This is a genomic window from Janthinobacterium sp. PSPC3-1, from assembly GCF_049896105.1.
Taxonomy (GTDB): Bacteria; Pseudomonadota; Gammaproteobacteria; order Burkholderiales; family Burkholderiaceae_D; genus Janthinobacterium.
In genome coordinates this window covers 53,411-78,572 of the sequence record NZ_JAFCTQ010000004.1, presented here as the reverse complement: position 1 = coordinate 78,572, position 25,162 = coordinate 53,411, and the positions used below count along the sequence as shown (strand labels likewise).

Here is a 25,162-nt window from a genome sequence, read left to right as displayed (position 1 = left end):
CCTGCGGGGTGGAGCAGTCTGGCAGCTCGTCGGGCTCATAACCCGAAGGTCACAGGTTCAAATCCTGTCCCCGCAACCAAATACCTGAAAAGGGCTGATCGCGAGATCAGCCCTTTTTTCATGGTGCCGGCACTTCCTTCATCATCCGTATCTGTTTCGCCGCCGCCTGCAGGCTGGCGGTGGCGCGCGCCAGCTTGTCGTCGCCGGTGGCCTCGGCGAGGGCGGCGAACGCGCCGATATGAAAGGTGGCCACCATCAGCGGCGCCATGCCGCATTCGAGCGCGGCGGCGCTCAGCTGCGTGCCCGCTTCCAGGTAGGCCTCGCTGCCCGCCTCGAACGCCTGCTTGGTTTCCAGCAGCTCCTGGCCGCCCTCGGCCCTGGCCAGGCAGTCATCGACCTTCTGCTGGAACACGGGCAAGGTGTCGGCCAGCGGCAGCGGCTCCACGACCGGTTCCGGCTCGGGTTCCGGCTCGGGCGGCGGTGCCGGCTTGGGCACAGGTTCCGGCCGCGGCGCATCGTGCACCGTCAGCCAGCGCTCGACAGCCAGGTAATCCTCGAACGGCTCGCTGACCTTGGGGTTGACCAGCCAGACTTCGCCGGTACGCCAGTCGATCTTCGAGTTGCGCTCGTTCCTGGCCAGCAAAATATCATTGCCGCCCGCGAGGTTGGACACGCGGCCGATATCGACCCAGTTCATCAGCTGGGCCTGGCGCGTCATGGCGCGCACACGATAAAAAAAAGCCAGCCATAAGAATGTGGCGATCAGGACCAACAGGATACCGCCAACCAGCCACATCATCTTCTTTACTCCGCAACGCTAGATCAACATGCATTTTCGCACACACAGGCTTGCCATCAAGGAACTTTGAAACTGATACACCTCAGTGGCGTTTCCACAACGGGACACGGTTGCCAATTGCCGCTGGCACCGCGCTGCGCTACAATGAGAACAATTCTCATTTAGATCGCGCTGTGCCATGCTGTCCGTCCACCCTCCGCAGTCCGACCTCCAGACCCTGTACAGCGAGCACCACGGCTGGCTGCTGCACTGGCTCAAGCGCCGCCTGCACGATGCGGGGCTGGCGGGCGACCTGGCGCAGGATACCTTCATCAAGGTGCTGGTGGCGCGCAGCCATGCCGACATCATTGCGCCACGCCCTTTCCTGGCCACCATCGCCAAGCGCCTGCTGGCCAACCATTGCCGGCGCGAGGAACTCGAACGCGCGTATGTCGACGCCCTGCTGCACCTGCCGCAGGCCAGCGCGCCGTCGCCCGAAAGCATGAGCATCGTGCTCGAATCGCTGCAGCTGATCGACCGCGCGCTGGGCAGGCTGCCGGTGAAAGCCAGGTCGGCGTTTTTGATGGCGCACCTGGAAGGCCTGAGCTATGCCGAGATCGCGGCCGAACTGGGCACCAGCACGCACTCGGTCAAAAAATACCTGACCAAGGCCAATCTGCTGTGCTTTTTTGCCGTGCCCGATTTTGCGGCCGTCTGACATGCGCGACGCGCCGCAGCAGGTGTATGCGGGCGGCCGGCCGATCGACCTTCACATCGCCATGCAGGCCGCCGAATGGCTGACCACCATGATGAGCGGCCAGGCGACAACGGCCGAACACCGCGCCTGGAGCCGCTGGCGCGCCCAGCATCCCGACCATGAGCGGGCCTGGACCCATATCGAAAAAGTCAGCGGCGGCTTTCGCGATCTCGATGCGCGGGCCAGCCGCAAGGCGCTTACCGCGCGTCCCGGCGCGCGCCGGCAGGGACTCAAGCTGGCGATCGTGCTGGCGGCATTCGGCGCGACCGGCGCGTTGGGCCTGCGCACGCAGCCCGCGCGCACCGCGCTGGCCGACCTGTCCACCGGCGTCGGCCAGCGCCGCGAACTGCTGCTGGCCGACGGCAGCCGTTTGCACCTGAACGCCGACAGCGCCGTCAATCTGCATTACAACGCCAGCGAGCGACGTCTCGAACTGCTGAAGGGCGAAGTCTTCATCACCACCGCCAAGGAGCACGGCCGGCCGTACCGCCCCTTCCTGGTCGAGACCGCGCACGGCGTGGCGCAGGCGCTGGGCACGCGCTATTCGGTGCGCCAGGAAACCGGGCACACCATGGTCGCCGTCGAACAGGGCGCGGTGCGCCTGAGCGCGCGCGACAGCGGCGCCAGCCAGGTAATCCAGGCCGGCCAGGGCGCCGGCATGACGGCGCAGCGTGTCGGCGCAATGCAAGCCGTGTCATCCGATGTGTGGGGCTGGCGCCAGGGGCTGTTGCTGGCCGACGGCATGCCGTTGCGCGACTTCCTGGGCCAGCTGGGCCGCTACCGCCACGGCCTGCTCGGCTGCGACGATGCGGTGGCCGGCCTGCGCATTTCGGGCGTGTTTCCGCTGCAGGACACGGAAGCGGTGCTGCTGTCGCTGCCCAACTCGCTGCCGGTCAGCATTCACTTTCGCACGCGGTACTGGGTGCGGGTGCAGGCGCGCGGTGAGGCCAACGTCAACAATGTTGTCGGCTTACGCGCTGCGCGCTAACCCGACCTGCAAATCCGCAAAAAATATCGCAGCTCGGATCAGGCCAACGGCCGTAATCCGACAACACCAGCAAACTGTGAAAAAAAGATTACCCGTTTTCGAATCTCGCGCGACCCGTAAAGGCAAGGCATTCGACGACTCAATCACAAGGTAACCATGTCCTCCTTTATCGCTCCCAAACGCACGCCGATGGCGTATGCCATTCACCTCGCCCTGTTCGGCGCCGCCCTGCTGTTGATCGAACCCGCCGCCGTCCAGGCGCAAGTGCTCGATGCCAGCACGCAGCAGGCCGTGCACGACTTCAGGGTGCCGGCCGGCGACCTGGCCGCCGCACTGCGCCAGGTGGCCAGCCAGTCCGGCGTGATCCTCAGCTTCACGCCCGAACAGACGCAGGGCAAGACCACCACCGGTCTGACTGGACGCCACGGCGTGCAGTCGGCCTTGAACGGCGTGCTGGCCGGCACCGGCCTGAAGGCCGAACGCAGCAGCGCCGGCAGCTATGCGCTGCGTGCGGCGGACGCTTCCGCAGAAAAGCAGGCGCTGTCGACCATGCCGGAAGTGTCGGTCTCGGCACGCCAGGACGTCACCGAAGGCAGCGGCTCATATGTCTCGACGGCAGGCACCGCCACCGCCACGCCGCTGGGCTTGAGTATCAAGGAAACGCCGCAATCGGTCAGCGTGATCACCAAGCAGCGCATGGAAGACCAGGGCATCACCACCATCACGCAGGCGATGGAGCAGACGCCCGGCATCAAGCAGTTCTCGCTGGGTAGCGAGCGCAGCGGCTTTACCTCGCGCGGCTATTCGATCACCAATTACCAGCTCGACGGCGTCAGCACCCACTCGGAAAACCTGGGCCTCAACGCCCTGCCCTCGCAAAGCCTGGCCGACATGGCGCTGTATGACCGCATCGAAGTGCTGCGCGGCGCCTCGGGCCTGACCACGGGCGCAGGCGACGCCTCGGGCGCCATCAATATGGTGCGCAAAAAACCGACCGCGCAAACCCAGGTCAAGGCCGAAGGCGGCATCGGTTCGTGGAACGACAGGCGCGCCATGCTGGACGCCGGCGGTCCGCTCAATGCGGCCGGCAGCCTGCGCGGCCGCGCGGTAGCCGTCGTGGAAGATGGCGACAGCGCCATCGATCATTACAGCCGCAACAAGAAAGTGATTTACGGCGTGATCGAAGCCGACCTGGCGCCGGGCAGCTTGCTGACGGCGGGCGTCACGCACCAGCGCAACGTCTCGAAAGGGTCGATGTCCTACCTGGGCTTCCCCCTGTTCTACAGCAATGGCGTCATGACGGACCTGCCGCGCTCCTTCAATCCGGCCGCGCCGGGCAACCGCTTCAGCACCAAATCGACCGATGTGTTTGCCGCACTCGAGCACCAGCTGGGCAACGCCTGGACCTTGAAACTCACCGCCAACCACCTGACGTCGTCGCAGGATGAACGCTCGGTCTATCTCGGCGTGAGCGACACCTTTGCCGACCAGGCCACGGGCGACGGTCTCGAGCTCAAAGCCAATGCGCGCAACTACCACCTCAAGGTCAACAGCGCCGATGTGAAGGTGAGCGGCCCGGTGACGATGTTCGGCCGCCAGCACGAGCTGGTATTCGGCATGGACTATCACCAGTTCCAGAGCCTGACCGACGGCAGCTTCGACTGGAACCTGCAGGGCAAGCCCGCCAATCTGACCACCTGGAACCGCAATGTGTCGCCCGTGTACGGTGAGCGCTATGTGACGTATGACAGCACGCGGCGCCAGGCCAGCGCGTATGCGGCCGGCCGCTTTGCCGTGTCGGACCAGCTGAAATTCATCGCCGGCGCCAAGCTGCTGCGCTATGACGAAAACTATGTGACGGACGCGCCCACCATCGGCTACTACAGCGAAACGCCGGCGAAGGAAAACCGCGTCTTCACGCCATACGGCGGCCTGGTCTACGAGATCAACAACGCGCATACGGCCTACGCCAGCTACTCGACCATCTACCAGCCGCAGGCGTCGCAGGACCGCAACGGGGCGCTGCTGGCGCCACGCGAGGGCAAGACGTTCGAAGCGGGCATCAAGAGCGCGTGGATCGACGGCCAGTTGAACACGGCGCTTGCCCTGTACCAGATCCGCCAGAAAAACCTGGCCGAATCGGACCCCGGCTACACCGTGCCCGGCACCGACATGACGGCCTACCGCACCGTCAAGGGCGCCAGGACCGAAGGTCTGGACGTGGAAGCGACGGGCGCCATCAGCCGCGACTGGAATGTATCGGCCTCGTGGTCCTACAGCGCCAGCAAGAACAACACCGGCAAGGCGATCCAGACCACCTTCCCGCGCCACCTGGTGAAACTGTGGACCACCTACCGCCTGCCGGGCGACTTCAACCGCATGACGGTGGGTGGCGGCGTCAACTGGCAAAGCACCGTGTATTCGAATATCGAAGCGTGGCAGATCGAACGCACCCTGCGCTGGGAGCAGAAGAGCTATGCGGTGGCCAGCCTGATGGCGCGCTACGACGTCAATGACAAGCTGTCGGCCACGCTCAACGTGGGCAATCTGCTGGATAAAAAATATACGGCGTCGGTATCGGACTGGTGGTATTCGGGCATGTTTGGCCAGGGCCGCAATGCGGCGCTGAACCTGCGCTACCAGTTCTGATTGCGCGCGGTTCCTGCGCTGGGCGGTCCGCATCGACAGGCCAAGAAATTGCTATTTGGAATTAAAATAGCCAGGTCTTCCCTTGCAGCGCCCGACCTTCAACCAGCACAGGAACCGTATGGATCACACCGCAGCACGACGGCACATTGCCGCCACCTATTTTGAAGCATCACTGGGACTGTCTGTTGAACAGTTGCTGGCCCCCATCGCCGGTGACGATCCTGCCGGCAAGCCGATGCGCGGCACCCCCGAGTACAGCGCCATCCAGCGCTCCCGCCGTGCCGACGATACCAGCCTGCCGATGGGCGCATGGGAGCATGAACTGAAGCGTGCCGACTGGCCGGCCGTCAGCCGCATGGCTGCCGAAGTGCTGCGCCTGCAAAGCAAGGATCTCGCCTGCGTGGCCTGGCTGTTCGAAGCGCGCCTGCACATCGATGGCTTTGCCGCCATCGCGCCATGCATGGCGCTGCTGGACGCCTTGCTGAACCAGTATTGGGACAACATCCATCCACTGCCGGATGGAGGCGACCTCGAGTTTCGCGCCAACCAGATCCGCTGGATCGCCGAAAAACTGCTGCCGGTCCTGCATCGGACACCGATCACGGCCAGCCAGGACAACACGCAATACTGCTGGGCGGACTGGCAGCAGGGCCAGCGCAGCTCAGAGCTCAAGGTGCGCATGGACGGTGCCCAGGAATTCGTCGAAAGCATCGAGCTGCGGCTGTTCCGGCAAGCCATGGCGGCCAGCAGCGTCGAGCATTTCCTGCAGCTCCACCGTGTACTGTCGGAGGCGCTGCGGGCACTCGACATGCTGCGCCTGACGCTGGACAAATACTTCACGCCATCGGCACCCAGCCTGGCAGCGATGGCAGGCTTGCTCGAACAGATACACGATAGCTGTGACGCGGAGCTGTACCGGCGCGGCGCGCGCCCTGTGCCGGCCAGCGTGCTGCCACCGCCATTGTTGCCGTCTTTTTCGCCACCGCCACCGCCACCACCGCTGCCACCGCTGCCGGCCAGCGATCCTGCCCGCGACCGCGACCATGCCTACGCGCGCCTGGCCGAACTGGGCGACTACCTGTTGCGTATGGAACCGCACAGCCCCGCGACGCACCTGCTGCGCCACGTCGTCGAATTGGGCAAGCTCGATTCGGCCCAGCTGTACCAGGAACTCTTCATCCGCTCGAACGGCATGCTGAACGTTTTCGAATTAATGGGAGTGAATGGTTCGAACAATGACGAGGGCTCATAAAGCAGCGACACAAACCTGACCGGCCGCAAACCAAGCTGCTACAATTTCCCCCTTTGATTTTTACCCCGGAGATCCGCGTGAAACCCAACGACCCGCAAGCCCAGTCCACCGACCTGCCAGCCAATCCCGCGCGCCGCCGCATCTTCCAGGCCGCCACTGCGGTGGGCCTGGCTGGCAGCGGCCTGCCGGCCATGGCGGCGGCAAAACCGTCCGTGGCCAAGGGCTCGCTGGACGCCAAGCTGAAGGCGCACGTCAAGAACGTGGTCGTGATCTACCTGGAAAACCGCAGCTTCAACAACCTGTTCGCCAACTTCCCCGGCACCAGCGCGCCGCTGTCCGCCGTCACGCCGGCACAGGCCCAGCAGATGGACCGCAATGGCCAGCCCCTGGCGACCCTGCCGAAGATCTGGGGCGGCCTGGTGCCGAACCAGCAGAATGTCGGCGGCATCGACTACCAGATCAAGGAAGACCAGATTACCGGCCTGGCCAACGCGCCCTACAAACTGAGCGACGCGGCCGGCAAGCCCCTGCCCGAGAGCATCATCACGCGCGACCTGGTGCACCGCTTCTACAACAACCAGATGCAGATCAACGGCGGCAAGAACGACGGCTTTGCCGCCTGGGCCGACAGCGGCGGGCTGGTGATGGGCCACTACGGCGAGACGTCGAAAAACCTCAATCTGTGGCAGATCGCCGAGCAGTACACACTGTGCGACAACTTCTTCATGGCGGCCTTTGGCGGCTCCTACATGAACCACCAGTTCCTGGTGACGGGCCGCGCCAACGAATACTTCAACGCGTCGGAAACAGCCGCGAAGAAAAAGATCGCGGTGTTGTCCGACGGCCCGCAAGGCGTGCGCCTGGCGATCGCCGACGACTGCCCGGCTTCGGCCCTGGACGGCAAGCCGAAATATGTGAACGACGGCGCGATTACCCCGGACGGCTATGCGGTCAATACCATGGCGCCGCCGTACCAGCCCAGCTATATCCGCCCGGCCTACGACGGCGACCCGCTGCACGCCGATCCGGCGGACGCGAATACCCTGCCGCCGCAAACCTATGACACCATCGGCGACCTGCTGTCGCGCAAAGGCGTGTCGTGGGCCTGGTATGGCGGTGGCTGGCAGGCCGCGCTCGACCACAAGGGCGGCGGCAGCAAGCCGAACTTCCAGTTCCACCACCAGCCGCTGAACTACTTCAAGCAGTTCGCGCCCGGCACCGCCGCGCGCGCCGAGCACCTGCGCGACGGCGGCACCGGCGACAGCCCGATCTCGAACAAATTCCTGGCCGCCGCCGTGGCGGGCAAGCTGCCGGCCGTGACGTTCTACAAGCCCCAGGGCAACCTGAACCTGCACGCCGGCTATTCGGACATCGAATCGGGCGACCAGCACGTGGCCAATATCATCCAGCACTTGAAAGAGTCGCCACAGTGGAAAGACATGATCGTGGTGATCACGTTTGACGAGAACGGCGGCTGGTGGGATCACGTGGCGCCGCCAAAAGGCGACCGCTGGGGTCCGGGCACGCGCATTCCCGCCATCGTCGTCTCGCCGTTCGCGAAAAAAGGCGCGGTCGACCACAGCTTCTACGACACCACCTCGATCCTGCGCCTGATCACGCGCCTGCACGACCTGCCGCTGCTCGAAGGCCTGAAAGTGCGCAATGACGCGTTTGCCTCGCGCGGCGCATTGCCGCCGGGGGATCTGACCGGCGCGCTGAGCTTCCGCTAAAGCGTCATAAGCCATCCCACGATGCGGCACGCCTGTGATACACTGCGTGCCGCACTTTAGGATGGCGGTTCTGTTTCCCAGCCCGAAGTGCCCGGCAAGCACCCACATAGAGCCCGACTCCTGTAGCCGGGCTTTTGTTTTGTGGGCGTGCTTTGCAAAAGTGATCATATCGGCGGACAGCGGCTTGTTTGCCTGTCCGCTCCCCGGCCGTTTTGCCGGGGACCAGAGGTTCAGAAATGAGAGATAAAAAAGATAACGCCACCATTGACTTGCCCGGTTTCGGCCCGCCGCCAGCGCCTGATGCGCCAGAGCCGGCGCCCGAGCCGCAGCGCCGCACGCGCGTGCGCAAGGCGACCTTGAAGCAGGTGCAGCTTGAACTGCTGGAGCCGACCGATGCGTCCGGCCTGCCCGTCTGGACCCGCGACGAAGGCCTGGACCTGACCGGCTTGCCGATCTGGGCACCCGATACTTGAAACAAGACGGCGGCTGTTTGCCGCCAGCACCACCCGCAACACCACCCGCACAAGGGCGTAGAACGCCTGTAGACTGTGCCCATCCCACCCAGTTTTTTACCGGCCACGCCCCATGACATCGACCACCGACACCACCAGCACGGCTTTCTCCAGCCTGCCGCTCACGCCTGCTTTTCTCGCCAACCTGGATTCTCTCGGCTACCACGAGATGACCACCATCCAGGCGCAAAGCCTGCCGGCGGTGCTCGACGGCCGCGACCTGATCGCCCAGGCAAAAACCGGCAGCGGCAAGACAGCCGCCTTCGGCATCGGCATCCTGCACAAGCTCAACCCGGCCTGGTTCGCCGTGCAGGGCCTGGTGATGTGTCCGACGCGCGAACTGGCCGACCAGGTGGCCAACGAGCTGCGCCGCCTGGCGCGCGCGGCCGGCAATATCAAGATCCTGACCCTGACGGGCGGCGCGCCGATGCGCCCGCAGATCGCCTCGCTGGAACACGGCGCCCATATCGTGGTCGGCACGCCAGGCCGCCTGCGCGACCATCTGGGCCGCGGCACGATCAACCTGAACCACGTGCAGACCCTGGTGCTCGATGAAGCCGACCGCATGACGGACATGGGCTTTTACGAGGAAATCGCCGGCATCGTCAGCGCCTGCCCGGCGCGCCGCCAGACCCTGCTGTTCTCGGCCACCTACCCGGAAGATATCCGCCGCGCCACCGCGTCCTTCCTCGTCAATCCGCTGGAAGTGACGGTGCAGGCGCAGCATGACAACGACAAGATCGAACAGCGCTTCTATGAAATCGGCTTCGACGACCGCAACAGCGCGGTGGGCAAGCTGCTCAAGCACTTCAAGCCCGAGTCGACGCTGGCCTTCTGCAACACCAAGGTGCATTGCCGCGAACTGGCCGAAGAACTGCGCCAGCAGGGCTTCTCGGCCCTGGCCCTGTACGGCGAACTGGAACAGCGCGAACGCGATGAAATCCTGGTGCTGTTCGCCAACCGCAGCTGCTCGATCCTGGTCGCCACCGACGTCGCCGCGCGCGGCCTCGATATCTCGGACCTGGGCGCCGTGATCAACGTCGACGTGTCGAAAGACACGGAAGTGCATATCCACCGCATCGGCCGTACCGGCCGTGGCAGCAAGAAGGGCCTGGCCCTGTCGCTGTGCGCGCCGAACGAAAAAAAATGGGTCAAGCTGATCGAGCAATACCAGAACAGCGCCGTCGAGTGGCATGACCTGAAGGCGCTGCCGGAAGACGACGGCACCGAAGCCCTGCCGGCGCCGATGGTCACGCTGTGCATCATGGGCGGCAAGAAGGACAAGCTGCGCCCGGGCGACCTGCTGGGCGCCCTGACCGGCGACGCCAGGCTGACCAAGGAACAGGTGGGCAAGATCAATGTGTTCGAATTCATGACCTACGTGGCGCTGGACCGCACCGTGGCCGAAGCGGCCTTCAAGCGCCTGAACAACGGCAACTCGCTGGGACGCGACTTTGGCAATATCAAGGGCCGCAGCTTCAAGATGCGGTTTATTGAGGCGTAATGTTGCGGTGGTGTCGGATTACGCGCTACGCGCCTCGGCGGCCCCGCTAATCCGACCTGCCACGTACGCAACGCAGGTCGGATTAGGCCGCAGGCCGTAATCCGACATACACCGCCCGCGCCCCCTCCGCCGTATCCTCGATCTCATATCCCGCCTCGCGCACCAGCACCCGCAGGCCATCGGCATCGCCCCAGCGCCGCTCCTTGCGCGCCACCTCGCGCTGCGCCATCCACTCTTGTACCTGCTCTGGCACCGCCACCACCGCCGGCCGCCAGTTGGCGAAATCCAGCCCCAATACCGTATCGCAGCGCAGCACGGTCGCCTTTTTGACGCCATCGGGCAGATCGCTTTTCAGCAGCTCCCACAGCACGGCCAGCGCGCGTGGGTAGTTCAGGTCGTCGTTGACGGGCGCGGCAAACTTCGCCAGCCATGCATCATCGGCCTCGCCGGAAGCGTCACCCAGCCCATGCACCGAAGTGCGCAGGCGGGACAAACCGCTGGCCGCCGCGCGCAGCGCCTCGTCGCTGAAATTGAGGCTGCTGCGGTAGTGGGCACCCAGGCACAGGTAACGGTAGGCCAGCGGATCGACGCCCTGCTCGACCAGGCTTTGCAGGCGCAAAAAGTCGCCGGAGGACTTCGACATCTTCGCGTCCTGGGTTTTCAAAAACGCGCCATGCAGCCAGAAGTTCGCCAGCCGCGTGCCGTGACGGGCCTGGGTCTGGGCGATCTCGTTGCTGTGGTGGACGGCCACATGGTCTTCGCCGCCGCAATGGATGTCGAAATACGCGCCCAGGTGCTTTTCCGCCATCGCCGAGCACTCGATATGCCAGCCCGGAAAGCCCAGGCCCCACGGGCTGCTCCACTCCATCTGGCGCTGGCCCGGCGTGCCGCTGAACTTCCACAAGGCGAAGTCGCAGATATCGAGCTTGTCGCCCAGCTCCACCCTTTTGCCCGCCTGCAGGCCGTTGCGGTTCAGACGCGCCAGCTGGCCGTAGTCCGGCTGGCGCGTGGTGTCGAAATAAATGCCGTCCTGCGTGCGGTAGGTAAACTCCTTCGCTTCCAGGTCTTCTATAAAAGCGATTTGTTCGGCGATATGGTCGGTGGCGCGGCACCAGACGGTGGGCGGCAAAATGTTCAGCAAGGCCAGGTCGCTTTCGAACGCCTGCGTGAACTGCGCGGCCAGTTCCCAGGCGGACTTGCCGCTGCGGACGCTGCGCGCTTCGAGCTTGTCGTCGCCGGTATCGGCGTCCGAGGTCAGGTGGCCCACGTCGGTGATATTCATCACGTGCCGCACCTCGTAGCCGTTGAATGCCAGCGCCCGGCGCAGCCCGTCGACAAACAGATAGGTGCGCAGATTGCCCAGGTGGGCGTAGTCGTAGACCGTGGGGCCGCAGGCATACAGGCCCGCCTTGCCAGGCTCGATGGGATCAAACGGGCGCAGGCTGCGGTCATACGTGTCGTACAGGTGGAGTGTCATGGGGTCTTTCGAAAGTGGTTCGGAAAAAGAAAATGGCCACAGGTTTTTCAACACTGTGGCCATCGGAATGAGGAGTAAAAGTTTAACGGCGCCGAGCCGCATCCTCACGGGGCCAGGTACAGGTACACAGCGCGGCAGCGGCGCCGGTGGTCATGACTGGAGGGAGGATGGAGGAGTTCATGGGTTTGACTATCGCATGGACACTGGCGGGCCGTCAAGCCCACCCAAGCCCCTGATGCCATTCAGTTAGCGTCCCTACGCTCCCAGTAAACCTGCAAAACGGATTAAAAAATCAGTCGCCCGCACAGGCCCACCGGGCCAAGCTTGCGTCTCCGGCCCGCCATGATTACGTTTGTACGCCTTCGCACTTACATGCGTCGGACAGCTTAACTGAACGCCATTAGCGCCATTATTTTTTCGGCGCCTGTTCGATATGCGGCAGCAGCACCGTCAAAATGCCCAGCAGCGGCAGGTAGGAGCAGATCTGGTAGACATAGGCGATGCCGGAGATATCGGCGATATGGCCCATGGCGGCCGCGGCGATGCCGGACACGCCGAACATCAGGCCGAAGAAGATACCGGCGATCATGCCGACCTTGCCCGGCACCAGCTCCTGCGCAAACACGACAATGGCGGAAAACGCGGACGAGATCACGAAGCCGATAATCACCGTCAGCACGGCCGTCCAGAACAGGTCGACATAGGGTAGCAGCAGGGTAAATGGCGCGGCGCCCAGGATCGAGATCCAGATCACGCGCTTGCGGCCGATGCGGTCGCCGATCGGGCCGCCCATAAAGGTGCCGGCCGCGACAGCCGCGAGGAACAGGAACAGATAGAGCTGGGCCGCGCCGATGGTCAGGTGGAATTTGTCGATCAGGTAAAACGTGTAATAGCTCGACAGGCTGGCCATGTAGATGTATTTCGAGAACACCAGCAGCGCCAGTACCGCCAGCGCCCCCATCACCTTGTTGCGCGACAGGTTGGTGACGTGGCCGCCCGCTTTCGGCTTGAAGCTGGCCAAATGGCCGCCATACCAGCGGCTGACGCTATACAGCACGCCGATGGCCAGCACCGCCAGCAGGCTGAACCAGGCGATATTGCCCTGGCCACGGCCGACGATCACGGCCGCCGCCAGCAGTGGCCCCAGCGCGGAACCGACATTGCCGCCTACCTGGAACAGCGATTGCGCAAAGCCGTAGCGCCCGCCCGACGCCATGCGCGCCACCCTCGACGCTTCCGGGTGGAAGGTCGAGGAGCCGACGCCGATCAGGCCGGAGGCGATCAGCAGGGTCGGGAAGGTCGAGACGATGGACAGCATCAGCACGCCGGCCAGCGTAAAGCACATACCGACCGGCAGCAAAAACGGCAATGGACGGCGGTCGGTGTACAGGCCGATCCACGGCTGCAGCAAGGACGCCGTGCACTGGAACGTCAGGGTAATCAGGCCGACCTGGGTAAAGCTGAGGGCGAACTCGGCTTTCAGCATCGGGTAAATCGACGGCAGCAGGGCCTGGATCAGGTCATTGAGCAAGTGCACGAAGGCGACGGCGCCCAGGATGTGCATGGCCAGGCCGGATTGCTGCTGAGAAGGAGAAATGGTCTTGGCGGCCGCAACGGGCGTGGCCAGGGTATCGGTAGTGGTATGCATGGTGCTTTCAAGATCGTGCAGCCCCTGGAACGGGCCGGCAGGAAAGCCAGTATAGTATGGGCGTCGAACTGATCACTTCCAATAATCGTCGCCCAAGTGACAAACACCATGCAGACCAACCACCCCGCCCTGGCCGATGCCGACGGCATGACATTTACGCGCAGCAGCAATTCCGGCGATTACCAATATGTGCCGCGCCCGGTGGCGGTAATGTCCAGGCAATATGACGCCGCCGCCTACACGCCGCCACACAGCCATGTGCGCGCGCAACTGCTGTTCGCCACCGAGGGCGTGATGCGCGTGACCACCGAGCATGGCGTATGGATATTACCGCCGCGCCGGGCCTTGCTGATCCCGGTGGGCGTGGTGCATGAACTCGATATCCTGAGCGCCCTCAGCATGCGTACCGTGTATATCGATGCGCAGGCCGCCGCCGTGTTCGGCCCGGCCTGCAAGGTGGTGGAAGTGAGCCGGCTGCTGCGCGAACTGATCCTGGCGCTGCTGGACGAAGACGTGCACTACGAAATCAACGGCCGCGGCGACTGGCTGGCCAGCCTGATCCTGTCGGAACTGGCCCGCGCCGACACGGTGCCGATCGCGATTCCCTGGCCGCGCGACCGGCGCCTGGTGGCCGTCTGCACCGCCATCATGGCGGCTCCCGGCAGCCGGCGCAGTATCGAAGACTGGGCGCAGGACGCGGGCGCCAGCGCGCGCACCCTGATCCGCTTGTTTCCCCGCGAAACGGGCCTGCACTACCGCCAATGGCTGCAGCAGGTGCACCTGGCCGAGGCGTTCTGCCGGCTGGACCGTGGCGAAGGCGTGGGCGCGATCGCCTTTGCGCTGGGCTACGCCAGCCCCAGCGCTTTTTCCGCCATGTTCCGCCGCATCCTGGGCCGCACGCCCCAGCATTACCTGAGCGAATGGCGCGGCGCCGACCAGGCTTGAAACTGCGGAGTCGCCTCAATTGCGCTTCAGCAGATCCATCTCGGCCATGCTGGGCTGACCGAACACCACGGTGCTGACTTCGCCCGCCTTGTCCAGCCCCGTGTAGGTGCCGGCCACGCTTTGCTCCTGCGGGTCATACACCAGCATGAAACGGTGGCCACAGTTGTGCGGCTCGCACACGCTGGTCAGCAGGCGCGGCGAGCCGTCGAGATCGACCGGCGTCAGCGGCGTCGTCACGCCATCGGGCACCCAGCGCGGACGGCGGATATTGGCCTTCTTCAGTTCGATCAGGAAGGCCATGCGGAAGGCACGGTCATTTTTATAAACTTCAGGAAAATAGGGGCAGTCGGTGGCGTCGTGGCAGGCCAGTGCCTGTTCGATCAGCGATGGCGCAGGACTTTTGGCCCCGGCTGGTGTGGCGCACAGGGCCAGGCTCGTCAAGAGCAAGGCCAGCAAGCGGATAGGCATGGCAACTCCTGTGGAAAAACACGAGAACCAGCATAGCAGAATGTGCCGGTGGCCGGTGCCAGCCTGCCATATGGGCGCCTTGTGGCGAGCCGTACGGCAAGCCTTACAGCGAGCAGCGTATGCCGACCACGCCATTGACCTTGCCTTCGGGCCAATCGGTCTCGCGCCAGCGGAACACGCCGGGGGCCACGAAGATCAGTTGCCATTCGACCAGCTTGCCATCGGCCGTACGGCGGTTTTCAGCGTCATAGCGCAGGGTCAGGCTGCGATCCGTTTCCGCCAGCACCGTGGCGGAAAACCGGTTGGTTTCGCCTAGCTTGCTGACCCAGGTGCGATCATTGAAAATGACCAGCTTTTGCCGATCGTCCGACAATTGCATGCGCGACAGGCGCCGCACGCCATCGCAAGCACTGTTGGCATTCACGCTTTCCGCCCAGCTGCCGGACAACTGCGTTTCATCGAAAGCAAGGGGTGCGGCAGTCACGGCGGCACTGAGCAGCAAGGTGGCAAGCATGGATGTCGGGAGTCGCTGAAAATAAAACAAGTTTACAGCATAGCAGTGTCTGAACAGAAACGTTGTTACATAGTATTAAATTCAGGTAAAAAAAAGCGCTGCCCGCAGGCAGCGCTTCTTGAGCAGTATGTAACGCCTGGCAAAACCGTAGCGAGCGGCGGCGAGTTGTGGCCGAGACGCGGAGCTGTGCGAATGCACAGTGAGCATCGCAGGCCGCAAATCGTGACGCGCAGTAGGTTTGGTCAGGTGTTAGTTACGGACGACGCGTTTGTATTCGTTGGTACGCGTGTCGATTTCGATCACGTCGTCTTGTGCCACGAACAGTGGCACTTGCACGGTGTGGCGATGTGCATCGATGGCGTTTTCGATCTTGGCTTCTTTCAGGACGTTGCCCGAAGTGTTGCCCTTGACGGCAGGCTCCGAGTACACGACCTGGCGTGCGATGGTGGTTGGCAGTTCAACCGAGATGGCTTTGCCATCGTAGAAAATGGCTTCGCATTCCATGCCATCTTTCAGGTAGTTGAGCGCTTCGCCCAGGTTTTCTTCTTCGATTTCGTACTGGTTGTATTCGGTGTCCATGAACACGAACAGCGGGTCGGCGAAGTACGAGTAGGTCACTGGCTTTTTATCCAGAACAACAACGTCGAACTTGTCGTCGCCGCGGAACACGTTTTCCATCGGGGTGTTGGTCAGAAGATTTTTCATCTTCCATTTGTAGGTGAAGCCCGTGCGGCTCGAACCGTTGACATCAGAACGCAACACGATCATAGGCTTGCTGTCGACCATGATGATATTGCCAACACGAATTTCTTTTGCGGGTTTCATAGAAGTGTACGTAAAAAGTGGGTTGCATGAAGACCATCTGCCGCCGGTGCGCCATCGGCGCCGCAGGCTTGCGTTTGATCGGTTTAAAATCTGTCAGAATTAACCGGGCATTTTACCTTAATTTTGTGCCAGCGCCTACCGTGGCAAACGCGCGAACGACAGCAGGTTGCCGGCCAGGTCGCCGTTGTCCAGCATCTGCCGCTGCCAGGCCCCTGCCCTGGCCGTCATGCGCGGCATGTCCGCCCGCAAGGCAGGCCACAGGCCAAGCCAGCCCTGCCCTGCGGCACTTGCGCCGTTCCAGTATTCGCTGGCGCCGGCCAGGCTGTCGATGACACCATCGGCGTCCAGCGCATAACGCTGCAGAAAGGCACGCAATTTGACGTGATGCAGGTTTTCATCCTGCGGATAGATATGCCAGATAAATGGCTTGCCGGCCCACTGGGCGCGCACGAAAGAATCCTCGCCGCGCACGAAGTTGAAGTCGCAGGCCCACAGCAATCTGTCGTAGTCATCCTGCGGCACGAAAGGCAGCACGCGCACGGTCAATGCGTCAAGCGTGCGCACCGCTCCCGCGACGGCATCGGCGCCGATAAAGCTGCCAACAGCATCGAACGCCACCCCTTCCGGCACCAGGCACAGCATGGGCTCGCCACCACCTTGCCAGCTGGCCAGCAGCTCGGCCACCGGCGCATGCGGATAGCAGAATAGCGATACTTTGGTCGCGGCCATCTCCTGCGCGGTGACGCCGAACTGCGCCAGGAAAGCCTGCATCGCCACCGGATCGGCCTGGAACTGCCGACGCCGCTCTTCCAGCCCCGCTTCGCGCAGCAGGCCACCGGTTTTACCGGTAAAACCCGGAAAGAAGAAATGCTTGATCATGCCGTGGCGCGGTGAGGTCAGCTTGTGGCAGCCTTCGACCCACTCTTCCGCCGTCAAACCCTCCAGGTTCAGCCAGGCGGGCTGCGGCTGCCGCTGCGCCATGGCCGCGATATAGCCGGGTGGAATGTCGCAGGCAAAAAATTCGATGACGATATCGGCGACATCGCTTGCCGCAAACACGCCCTCCTGGTCGCGCCAGTGGCGCACGGTAACACCCGCCGCCTTCTGGGCGTCCAGCTCCACGTCGATTTCCGGGCAGATGCGCTTGAAACTGACGAGATCGTCGACCCACAAGGTGACCCGCACCCCATGTTCGAGCTGCAACTGGCGCGCCAGGCGCCAGCAGATGCCGATATCGCCGTAGTTGTCGACGACTTTGCAGAAGATGGCGAGAGAGGTGGCACGATCGGCAGGAAATGGCATGGGATCCGGATGTGGGAAATTAAAAAACAAAAAAGCCGCGCTGTTACCAGGCGGCTTTTTTGTTGGCTGAATCAGCCGGTCTGGCGTCCCCAAGGGGATTCGAACCCCTGTACTCACCGTGAAAGGGTGATGTCCTAGGCCTCTAGACGATGGGGACAGAAACTCTGTCCTGGATGCGCTGTTCTGCATCCGGCCTTGCTTTGCTACGCGAATCTGGCGTCCCCAAGGGGATTCGAACCCCTGTACTCACCGTGAAAGGGTGATGTCCTAGGCCTCTAGACGATGGGGACAGAAATCTGTCCTGGATGCGCTGTTACGCATCCTGACCCGGTACTGCAGCAATATTGCAGAAACAAAAAAAGCCTGACTTGTCAGGCCCGTTCAGCACTGCAGTTACTTTACTACTAAAAATCCTGGCGTCCCCAAGGGGATTCGAACCCCTGTACTCACCGTGAAAGGGTGATGTCCTAGGCCTCTAGACGATGGGGACCTGTGCTGGCTTTACTCTCAGCGGACTCTTCGTTGAAGGCTTTGCTTAGCCCCTCAAAAAAGCGTGCGCGAAGTATAGCACGGGGTGATTCACGAAATCAACTGCCGGCCTTCTTATTTTGAGCTTATTTCAAACCGGCCCGGAGCTAAGCGATTGCATCAGTTGTTCAATTTCTGACGCGTCCATCGCCAAATCAATTTTGAATGGCGAATTACCGGAACTGCTGACGACAAGATGGCGCCCATCGCGCGCTGCGAGCCTGATGCCAGCCAGCACCTTGACCACATCACCATGCGATTCAGGCGCGACCCCGAGCCTGGCCGCATGCTGGACCGAATGCGGGCCCGAACCCATGAACAAGCCGCTGTCCGGAGAGGACTCCTGCCACTCCTCCCGCCACAGCAATTCGATGGACACCACCACAAACGGCACTTCCAGCACCCGCCAGTCAAAAGCACAATCTTCATGCACCCGGTACAGGCAAATCGGAAATACCTCAAACCACTTCCCCACCGAAACTTCCTCAACGGCGAAATTGATCACCTCGCCGCTATCGAGCAGCAATGAGGCAAAACTGTATTCCGAGTGCAGCGCCGTGACCGTGCACCCCTTGAGCCTTGCGGCGCCATCATAAGAATTCACTATTTTCGAATAGGGCATGCTGTTCGTTTCCACTGAGATTAATTACAACGGGATGGATTCCCGGCCAACAATCCCAGTAGGATATCGCGATGAATTCGCAGACATAAAAAAGCCGCTCAGGGTGATCTTGATTATTGTGTGCATTCTGCGCTGCTGGTGGAGGTTGGCGGGAGGCCATGGATCTTTGATTTGGGTAAGTGGTATTGTCGGATTACGCTACGCTAATCCGACCTACGCCATACCCTTCTCCCGACGGGTAAGGAGATAAATCTGCGGACGTAAAAAAAGCCGCTCAGGGCGACTTTGATTACCATGTGACTTCTGCGCTATTGGTGGAGGTTGGCGGGAGCTAACCGCTGACCTCTTGCATGCCATGCAAGCGCTCTAACAGCTAAGCCTAACTTCCCCTTGGCGAAGACACCACTGACGCAAACAAAAAAAGCCGCCAAAGGCGACTTTAATTATTTCGTGACTTCTGCGCTATTGGTGGAGGTAAGCGGGATCGAACCGCTGACCTCTTGCATGCCATGCAAGCGCTCTCCCAGCTGAGCTATACCCCCCGGGCGCAGAAACACTGCTACTACTTTTACTACCAACAACACCAGACCGAACTGGCGTCCCCAAGGGGATTCGAACCCCTGTACTCACCGTGAAAGGGTGATGTCCTAGGCCTCTAGACGATGGGGACCTCGGAACTACAGTTTGCTACTTTACTTCTGCGCTGTTGGTGGAGGTAAGCGGGATCGAACCGCTGACCTCTTGCATGCCATGCAAGCGCTCTCCCAGCTGAGCTATACCCCCCTGGCGCAGAAATAATAAAAGCCGCACTTGGCGACTTTGTTCCACTACTTGCTTTCCATCCAGAACCCGTATTTTGACCGGCCTGAACTTACAACAATCAGTACAAACAACTGCCACTACTATACCACAACTACCTGGCGTCCCCAAGGGGATTCGAACCCCTGTACTCACCGTGAAAGGGTGATGTCCTAGGCCTCTAGACGATGGGGACCTCGGAACTTCTACAGCTACTGCACCACTTCAACGACTAACAAAACGATAAGCTGTTTTGCTGCTGGTGGAGGTAAGCGGGATCGAACCGCTGACCTCTTGCATGCCATGCAAGCGCTCTCCCAGCTGAGCTATACCCCCGTTGGTGCAGAAACAAGAGTATAGCAAAGAAGTTTCACTCTGCAAATACCCTTTTTCGCCCATGACAAAGTTTTCATGGGGCGCGGTTTCCGCACCGTCATTTCAGCTTGATACGGCAGCGGCGATTACAGCCACTTTGCCAGGCGCGCCAGCACGGTCTCGCGGCCGAAGATCACCACCACCTGGTCGATGGCCGGCGTCTGCAATTGACCCGTCAGGATCAAACGCAAAGGCATGGCCAGCAGCGGCATCTTGATGGTGTTGGCGGCCAGCACTTCCTTGATCATGGCGGCGACGGCTTCCTTGCTCCACTCCACCGTGGCGATGCGCTCGGCGAACTGCGCCAGCACCGGCTTGATCGCGTCGGTAATGTGCTGCGTCACCAGCGCTTCATCGGGCTGCGGTTCGCGGAAGAACAGCATCGAGGCCGCTGCCAGTTCATTGATGGTGTTGGCGCGCTCTTTCATCAGGCCCAATACCAGCGCCAGCTCGGGCGCGCCGTCGAACACCGCGCCGGCGTCCACCATCTGCGCACGGGCCAGATCGGCCAGGCGGGCGTTGTCGGCCTGCTTGATATAGTGATTGTTCAGCCAGGCCAGTTTTTCATTGTTGAACTGGGCGGCCGATTTCGACAGGTGGTTCAGGTTGAACCACTCGCAGAACTGCGCGGTCGAAAATACTTCATCGTCGCCGTGGCTCCAGCCCAGGCGCGCCAGGTAGTTCAGCATTGCTTCCGGCAGGAAACCCTGCGCCGGGTAATCCATCACGCTGACGGCGCCATGGCGCTTCGACAGCTTCTCGCCGTCCGCGCCCAAAATCATCGGCAGGTGGCCGTACAGCGGCAGCGGTGCGCCGATGGCGCGCAGGATATTGATCTGGCGAGGGGTGTTGTTGACATGGTCGTCGCCGCGGATCACGTGGGTGATCTGCATGTCCCAGTCATCGACGGCCACGCAGAAGTTATAGGTCGGCGTGCCGTCCGGGCGCGCAATCACCAGGTCGTCCAGCTCGCGATTCGAGATCGTGATGGTGCCCTTGACCACGTCGTCCCACGTCACGTCGCCATCGAGCGGATTCTTGAAGCGCACCACCGGTTTGCGATCAAGGGGAATGGCCGGCAGGGTCTTGCCCGGCTCCGGACGCCAGGTGCCGTCATAGCGCGGCTTTTCGCCGGCGGCGCGCATGCGCTCGCGCATGGCTTCGACTTCTTCCGGCGACGAGTAGCAGTGATAGGCCGTACCTTCGGCCAGCATCTGCGCCACCACTTCGCGGTAGCGGTCCATGCGCTGCATCTGGTAGAACGGGCCTTCGTCGTGGTCCAGGCCCAGCCACTTCATGCCTTCGATGATCGCTTGCACGGCTTCCGGCGTGGAGCGTTCCAGGTCCGTGTCTTCGATGCGCAGCACGAAAGTGCCGCCAAAGTGGCGGGCATACGCCCAGCTGTACAAGGCGGTGCGGGCGCCGCCCAGGTGCAGATAGCCGGTCGGGCTGGGAGCGAAACGGGTGCGGACGGGAGTAGCGGTTGTGGTCATCGAAGTAATCAGGCTTTAATAAGTAAAACGCCATTTTACTCTGTTGAACGTCCCCGCTCCACTTGCTCATTCCCTATTACCCTACAGCGCCAGCAAGCGCCTTTTAACCTCGTTCGCCTGCGCCTGCAAGGCCTGCTCGAACAGGGCGACCAGCTGCGACAGGGGCCGGTGCAGCGGCTTGACGATATTCACGGTGAACGGCAGCGACACACTGAAGCGGCGGATCTGCAGGCCCTGGCCCACAAAGTCCAGCGCCGTCAGCGGGTTGACGATGGCCAGGCCCACACCCTCGCGCACCATGGCGCACACCGACGCGGCGCTGTGGGTGTCGAGCGCCATGCGCCGCTCCACGCCGGCCTGGGCGAAGATGGCGTCGATCTGCTGGCGGTAGGGGTCGACTGCCGCCAGGCTGATAAACGGCAGCCCCGCAAAGTCTTCCGGCGCCAGGGTGGCCTTGCCCGCCAGCGCATGGCCATCGGGCAGCACGCACACTTCATCGACGGACATCAAGGTATCGAGCACGGTGCCGGGCGGCGCATTGCCCACCTCCGTCAGGCCGACATCATGGCGCTGGGCCGACAGCCATTCCTCCAGCAGCGGCGACTCCTGCGGCGTGATGCTGATGCTCACATTCGGAAAATCCGCCACGAACGATTTACAGGCCTGCGGCAGCAGAGACTGCGAAAACACGGGCAGGCAGGCGATCGACAGCTGGCCCTGGTCGAACTGGCGCAGGGCGGTGGCCGTGCTGACAATGCGCTCCAGGCCGAAATAGGCGCGCTGCACTTCCTCGAACAGCTGCAAGGCCTGGGCGGTGGGGCGCAACCGGCCGCGCTCGCGCTCGAACAAGGTCAAGCCCGTCAGGTATTCCAGGCGCGCCAGCTCGCGGCTGACGGTGGGCTGCGAGGTATTGAGCATGGCGGCGGCCGCCGTCACGCTGCCGGTGGTCATGATGGCGCGGAAAACTTCGATATGGCGCAGGGAGATGGACATAGCTCATATCATAAATGAATAAGGTGGCCTTAAATGGATATTTTATGTTTGGGCGATAAACCGCGATGATGTGGTTATTCTTCCCTCACACGAAAGCGCACGATGAAGCCCGTCAACGACCAGACCCTCGCCCAACTCGCCCAACAGCACGGCACGCCCTTGTGGGTCTACGACGCGGCCACCATCCGCGCGCGCGTCAAACAGCTGGCGCAGTTCGACACCGTGCGTTTCGCGCAAAAAGCCAACTCGAACATCCACCTGTTGACCTTGATGCGCGAGGCCGGCGTGCACGTGGACGCCGTCTCGCTGGGCGAGATCGAGCGCGCGCTGCAGGCTGGCTATACGCCGGCGCAGACCAATGGCGCGGCCGGCGTGGTGTTCACCTGCGACCTGTTCGACCGCGCCACGCTGGCGCGCGTGGTGGAGGCGAAGATCGAAGTCAATTGCGGCTCGGTCGACATGCTGCGCCAGCTGGGCCCTGTATCGCCCGGCCACCGCGTCTGGCTGCGCATCAATCCGGGTTTCGGCCATGGCCACAGCAACAAGACCAATACGGGCGGCGAAAACAGCAAGCACGGCATCTGGCACGAGGAGCTGCCGGAAGCGCTGGCCGTGATCCGCCAGCATGGCCTGCACCTGGTCGGCCTGCACATGCATATCGGTTCCGGCGTCGACTACAGCCACCTGGAAACCGTCTGCGGCACCATGGTCGGCCTGGTGAGGAACATGGGCCACGATATCGAGGCGATTTCCACCGGCGGCGGCCTGTCGGTACCGTATCGCGAAGGCGAGCAGCCGGTCGATACCGACCACTACTTCCAGCTGTGGGACGCGGCGCGCAAGCAGATCGAAGCGCACCTGGGCCACCCGGTGCACCTGGAGATCGAACCGGGCCGTTTTTTAGTCGCTGACGCGGGCCTGCTGGTGGCCGAAGTGCGCGCCACCAAGCAAATGGGCGGCAACCATTTCACCCTGCTCGACACCGGCTTCAATGAACTGATGCGTCCCGCCATGTACGGCAGCTACCATGCGATGACGGTGATCGCCCACGATGGCCGCGCACTCGATGCCCAGCGCGCCACCGTGGTCGGCGGCCCGCTGTGCGAATCGGGCGACGTATTTACCCAGCGCGACGGCGGCGTGGTGGAAACCCGCCTGCTCCCTGCCGCCCAGGTGGGTGACTATATGGTGTTCGAAGGCGCGGGCGCGTATGGCGCGTCGATGTCGTCGAACTACAATAGCCGTCCGCATGCGGCCGAATACCTGGTCGATGGTGACGCGTCGCGCCTGATCCGCCGCCGCCAGACGGTGGCCGAGCTGATCGCGCTCGAATCCCTGTAAGACGTCAGGCGCGGCGGGCTTCTGCTACCATCGGGCAACCCCGATGAAAGCCCGCCATGACCCGTATTACCCTGCCCTCGCGCCGCCTGACCGCACTGTTTTCGGCGGCGCTGCTGCTGTCCCTTCTGCTGGGCGGCTGCGCCGAACTGCCCTCGCTGGCGGGCCGCACGCACAGCGTCACCCTGCTTGATACCGCGGACACCAAACTGGCGCAGGCCATCATGCCGCTGGCCGCGCAGCATCCGGGCGTGTCCGGCATCTACGCCCTGTCCGACGGGCGCGACGCGTTTGCCGCGCGCGCCCTGCTGGCCGCAGCCGCCCAGCGCACGCTCGACGTGGAGTACTACATCTGGCACAAGGACATTACCGGCACCCTGCTGTTCGATGCGCTGCGCCAGGCGGCGGAACGGGGCGTGCGCGTGCGCCTGCTGCTGGACGATAACAACACGGCGGAACTCGACGACACCCTGGCCCTGCTGTCCAAACAGCCCAACCTGGAAATCCGGCTGTTCAATCCCTTCGCCCTGCGCTCGCCGCGCGCACTGGGTTTTCTCACCGATTTTTCGCGCCTGAACCGGCGCATGCACAATAAATCGTTCACGGCCGACAACCAGGCCACCATCGTTGGCGGGCGCAATGTCGGCGACGAATATTTCGGCGCCGCCGGCGACGTGCTGTTTGCCGACCTCGACGTGCTGGTGATCGGCTCCGTGGTGGGCGCCGTGTCGCAGGACTTCGACCGCTACTGGAACAGCCCTTCGGCCTACCCGGCCACCTTGCTGATCAAGCCGCCCAGCAGGGGAGACGCCGGCGATATCGCGCTTGAAGCCGACCGCATCGACGACACAAAGGCGGCCGAAGAGTATGTGCAGGCCATGCGCACCTCGCCGTTCGTGCAGCAGCTGATCGAGCGCCAGTTGCCGTTCGAATGGGCGCCCACGCGCCTGGTCAGCGACGATCCGGCCAAGGTGCTGGACAAGGCGCGCCCCGGCTCTGGCGTGGCGGCCAACCTGAAGAATTTGCTGGGCGTGCCAAGCAAGGAACTCGATCTCGTCTCGCCCTATTTCGTGCCCGGCAAATCGGGCACCCAGGCGTTTGCCGAACTGGCGAAGGAAGGCGTGAACGTGCGCATCCTGACGAACGCGCTGGAAGCGACCGACGTGGCGGCCGTGCATGCGGGCTATGCCAAATGGCGCAAGCCGTTGCTGGAGGCGGGCGTGACCCTGTACGAATCGCGCCGCTCGTGGGATGAAGGCGATGCGCGCGAAAAAACCGGCCGCTTCGGCAGTTCCGCGTCCAGCCTGCACGCGAAAACCTTTGCGGTCGACGACCGGCGCATCTTTGTCGGCTCCTTCAATTTCGACCCGCGCTCGATCGATTTGAATACCGAAATGGGCCTGGTGATCGACAGCCCGGCGCTGGCCGGCAAACTGGGCCAGGCCATGCGCGGCAGCATCCCGCAGCGCGCCTACCAGGTGCTGCTGCAGCCCGACGGCACGCTGTACTGGATCGCGCGCGACGCCCATGGCGGCATCACGCGCTACGACACCGAGCCGGGCACCAGCGTGTGGAAACGCATGGGGGTGGCTATCTTGTCGGTGCTGCCGATTGATTGGTTGTTGTAAAACGCGCCAACAATGTTGTCGGGTTAGCGCGCAGCGCG

Annotated in this window: 20 protein-coding genes and 10 tRNA genes; 11 read left to right on the top strand and 19 right to left on the bottom strand. The window is 62.8% G+C overall.

The genetic code is table 11. The features are described 5' to 3' along the window. Window positions 1–2 precede the first annotated feature (2 nt). A tRNA-Met gene (locus tag ACP7B7_RS06550) sits at window positions 3–79 on the top strand. Window positions 80–118: 39 nt separating this feature from the next. Here the strand turns inward: ACP7B7_RS06550 and ACP7B7_RS06545 are convergent. Then, window positions 119–799 carry a hypothetical protein gene (locus tag ACP7B7_RS06545; RefSeq protein ID WP_426076103.1) on the bottom strand — a complete coding sequence of 227 codons (681 nt, stop codon included), beginning with the start codon at window positions 797–799 and terminating at the stop codon, window positions 119–121. 178 nt (window positions 800–977) lie between these two features. Between ACP7B7_RS06545 and ACP7B7_RS06540 the strand changes: the two genes are divergently transcribed. The 7 genes from ACP7B7_RS06540 (at window position 978) to dbpA (ending at window position 10,170) form a co-directional block, all read left to right on the top strand. Continuing rightward, window positions 978–1,496, top strand: a complete 519-nt coding sequence (locus tag ACP7B7_RS06540; protein ID WP_426076102.1) for a sigma-70 family RNA polymerase sigma factor — start codon at window positions 978–980, stop codon at window positions 1,494–1,496. A 1-nt stretch (window position 1,497) separates the two neighbouring features. After that, window positions 1,498–2,523, top strand: coding sequence for a FecR domain-containing protein (locus ACP7B7_RS06535; RefSeq protein ID WP_426076101.1), 1,026 nt, complete (start codon window positions 1,498–1,500; stop codon window positions 2,521–2,523). Window positions 2,524–2,679: 156 nt separating this feature from the next. Next, window positions 2,680–5,172, top strand: coding sequence for a TonB-dependent siderophore receptor (locus ACP7B7_RS06530; protein ID WP_426076100.1), 2,493 nt, complete (start codon window positions 2,680–2,682; stop codon window positions 5,170–5,172). 118 nt (window positions 5,173–5,290) lie between these two features. Further along, window positions 5,291–6,424, top strand: a complete 1,134-nt coding sequence (gene tssA / locus ACP7B7_RS06525; RefSeq protein ID WP_426076099.1) for a type VI secretion system protein TssA — start codon at window positions 5,291–5,293, stop codon at window positions 6,422–6,424. Window positions 6,425–6,501: 77 nt separating this feature from the next. Continuing rightward, window positions 6,502–8,154 carry an acid phosphatase gene (locus ACP7B7_RS06520; RefSeq protein WP_426076098.1) on the top strand — a complete coding sequence of 551 codons (1,653 nt, stop codon included), beginning with the start codon at window positions 6,502–6,504 and terminating at the stop codon, window positions 8,152–8,154. A gap of 236 nt (window positions 8,155–8,390) precedes the next feature. After that, entirely contained in the window at window positions 8,391–8,627 is a 237-nt protein-coding gene (locus ACP7B7_RS06515) for a hypothetical protein (protein ID WP_426076097.1), read from the top strand. Between the two features lie 112 nt (window positions 8,628–8,739). After that, complete coding sequence (gene dbpA, locus ACP7B7_RS06510; protein ID WP_426076096.1) at window positions 8,740–10,170, top strand: ATP-dependent RNA helicase DbpA; 1,431 nt, start codon at window positions 8,740–8,742, stop codon at window positions 10,168–10,170. A gap of 82 nt (window positions 10,171–10,252) precedes the next feature. On the opposite strand, the gene cysS is transcribed toward dbpA, so the two are convergent. Next, on the bottom strand, window positions 10,253–11,647 hold the full coding sequence (cysS, locus tag ACP7B7_RS06505) for a cysteine--tRNA ligase (RefSeq protein ID WP_426076095.1): 1,395 nt from the start codon (window positions 11,645–11,647) through the stop codon (window positions 10,253–10,255). Between the two features lie 409 nt (window positions 11,648–12,056). After that, on the bottom strand, window positions 12,057–13,295 hold the full coding sequence (locus ACP7B7_RS06500; protein WP_426076094.1) for an MFS transporter: 1,239 nt from the start codon (window positions 13,293–13,295) through the stop codon (window positions 12,057–12,059). Window positions 13,296–13,403: 108 nt separating this feature from the next. Here ACP7B7_RS06500 and ACP7B7_RS06495 point away from each other — a divergent pair, with 108 nt between their 5' ends. Continuing rightward, a complete protein-coding gene (locus ACP7B7_RS06495; protein WP_426076093.1) occupies window positions 13,404–14,240 on the top strand; it encodes an AraC family transcriptional regulator in 837 nt (278 codons plus the stop codon). A gap of 15 nt (window positions 14,241–14,255) precedes the next feature. Here ACP7B7_RS06495 and ACP7B7_RS06490 read toward each other — a convergent pair whose 3' ends face one another. The 16 genes from ACP7B7_RS06490 to ACP7B7_RS06415 form a co-directional block, all read right to left on the bottom strand. Beyond that, window positions 14,256–14,708, bottom strand: a complete 453-nt coding sequence (locus ACP7B7_RS06490) for an Ivy family c-type lysozyme inhibitor (RefSeq protein ID WP_426076092.1) — start codon at window positions 14,706–14,708, stop codon at window positions 14,256–14,258. 103 nt (window positions 14,709–14,811) lie between these two features. Next, window positions 14,812–15,222: a hypothetical protein gene (locus ACP7B7_RS06485; protein ID WP_308922122.1), complete on the bottom strand. Its 411-nt coding sequence runs from the start codon at window positions 15,220–15,222 to the stop codon at window positions 14,812–14,814. 249 nt (window positions 15,223–15,471) lie between these two features. Next, window positions 15,472–16,047: an elongation factor P gene (locus tag ACP7B7_RS06480; RefSeq protein ID WP_034758247.1), complete on the bottom strand. Its 576-nt coding sequence runs from the start codon at window positions 16,045–16,047 to the stop codon at window positions 15,472–15,474. A gap of 135 nt (window positions 16,048–16,182) precedes the next feature. After that, window positions 16,183–17,349, bottom strand: coding sequence for an elongation factor P maturation arginine rhamnosyltransferase EarP (gene earP / locus ACP7B7_RS06475; protein ID WP_426076091.1), 1,167 nt, complete (start codon window positions 17,347–17,349; stop codon window positions 16,183–16,185). Window positions 17,350–17,430: 81 nt separating this feature from the next. Then, window positions 17,431–17,506 (bottom strand) — tRNA-Glu (locus ACP7B7_RS06470). A 57-nt stretch (window positions 17,507–17,563) separates the two neighbouring features. After that, a tRNA-Glu gene (locus ACP7B7_RS06465) sits at window positions 17,564–17,639 on the bottom strand. A gap of 124 nt (window positions 17,640–17,763) precedes the next feature. Further along, a tRNA-Glu gene (locus tag ACP7B7_RS06460) sits at window positions 17,764–17,839 on the bottom strand. Window positions 17,840–17,968: 129 nt separating this feature from the next. After that, window positions 17,969–18,499 carry a hypothetical protein gene (locus ACP7B7_RS06455; protein WP_426076090.1) on the bottom strand — a complete coding sequence of 177 codons (531 nt, stop codon included), beginning with the start codon at window positions 18,497–18,499 and terminating at the stop codon, window positions 17,969–17,971. A gap of 312 nt (window positions 18,500–18,811) precedes the next feature. Then, a tRNA-Ala gene (locus ACP7B7_RS06450) sits at window positions 18,812–18,887 on the bottom strand. Between the two features lie 78 nt (window positions 18,888–18,965). Continuing rightward, a tRNA-Ala gene (locus ACP7B7_RS06445) sits at window positions 18,966–19,041 on the bottom strand. Between the two features lie 52 nt (window positions 19,042–19,093). Further along, window positions 19,094–19,169: transfer RNA gene (locus ACP7B7_RS06440), tRNA-Glu, on the bottom strand. Window positions 19,170–19,206: 37 nt separating this feature from the next. Further along, window positions 19,207–19,282, bottom strand: a tRNA-Ala gene (locus tag ACP7B7_RS06435). A gap of 135 nt (window positions 19,283–19,417) precedes the next feature. Continuing rightward, window positions 19,418–19,493, bottom strand: a tRNA-Glu gene (locus tag ACP7B7_RS06430). 64 nt (window positions 19,494–19,557) lie between these two features. After that, window positions 19,558–19,633 (bottom strand) — tRNA-Ala (locus ACP7B7_RS06425). A 125-nt stretch (window positions 19,634–19,758) separates the two neighbouring features. After that, window positions 19,759–21,165, bottom strand: coding sequence for a glutamate--tRNA ligase (gltX, locus tag ACP7B7_RS06420; protein WP_426076089.1), 1,407 nt, complete (start codon window positions 21,163–21,165; stop codon window positions 19,759–19,761). An 81-nt stretch (window positions 21,166–21,246) separates the two neighbouring features. Next, a complete protein-coding gene (locus ACP7B7_RS06415) occupies window positions 21,247–22,158 on the bottom strand; it encodes a LysR family transcriptional regulator (protein WP_426076088.1) in 912 nt (303 codons plus the stop codon). A gap of 102 nt (window positions 22,159–22,260) precedes the next feature. Between ACP7B7_RS06415 and lysA the strand changes: the two genes are divergently transcribed. Both lysA and ACP7B7_RS06405 read left to right on the top strand, forming a co-directional pair. Further along, entirely contained in the window at window positions 22,261–23,499 is a 1,239-nt protein-coding gene (gene lysA / locus ACP7B7_RS06410; protein WP_308922127.1) for a diaminopimelate decarboxylase, read from the top strand. Window positions 23,500–23,555: 56 nt separating this feature from the next. Further along, window positions 23,556–25,124, top strand: coding sequence for a phospholipase D family protein (locus tag ACP7B7_RS06405; RefSeq protein WP_426076087.1), 1,569 nt, complete (start codon window positions 23,556–23,558; stop codon window positions 25,122–25,124). Window positions 25,125–25,162: the final 38 nt, after the last annotated feature.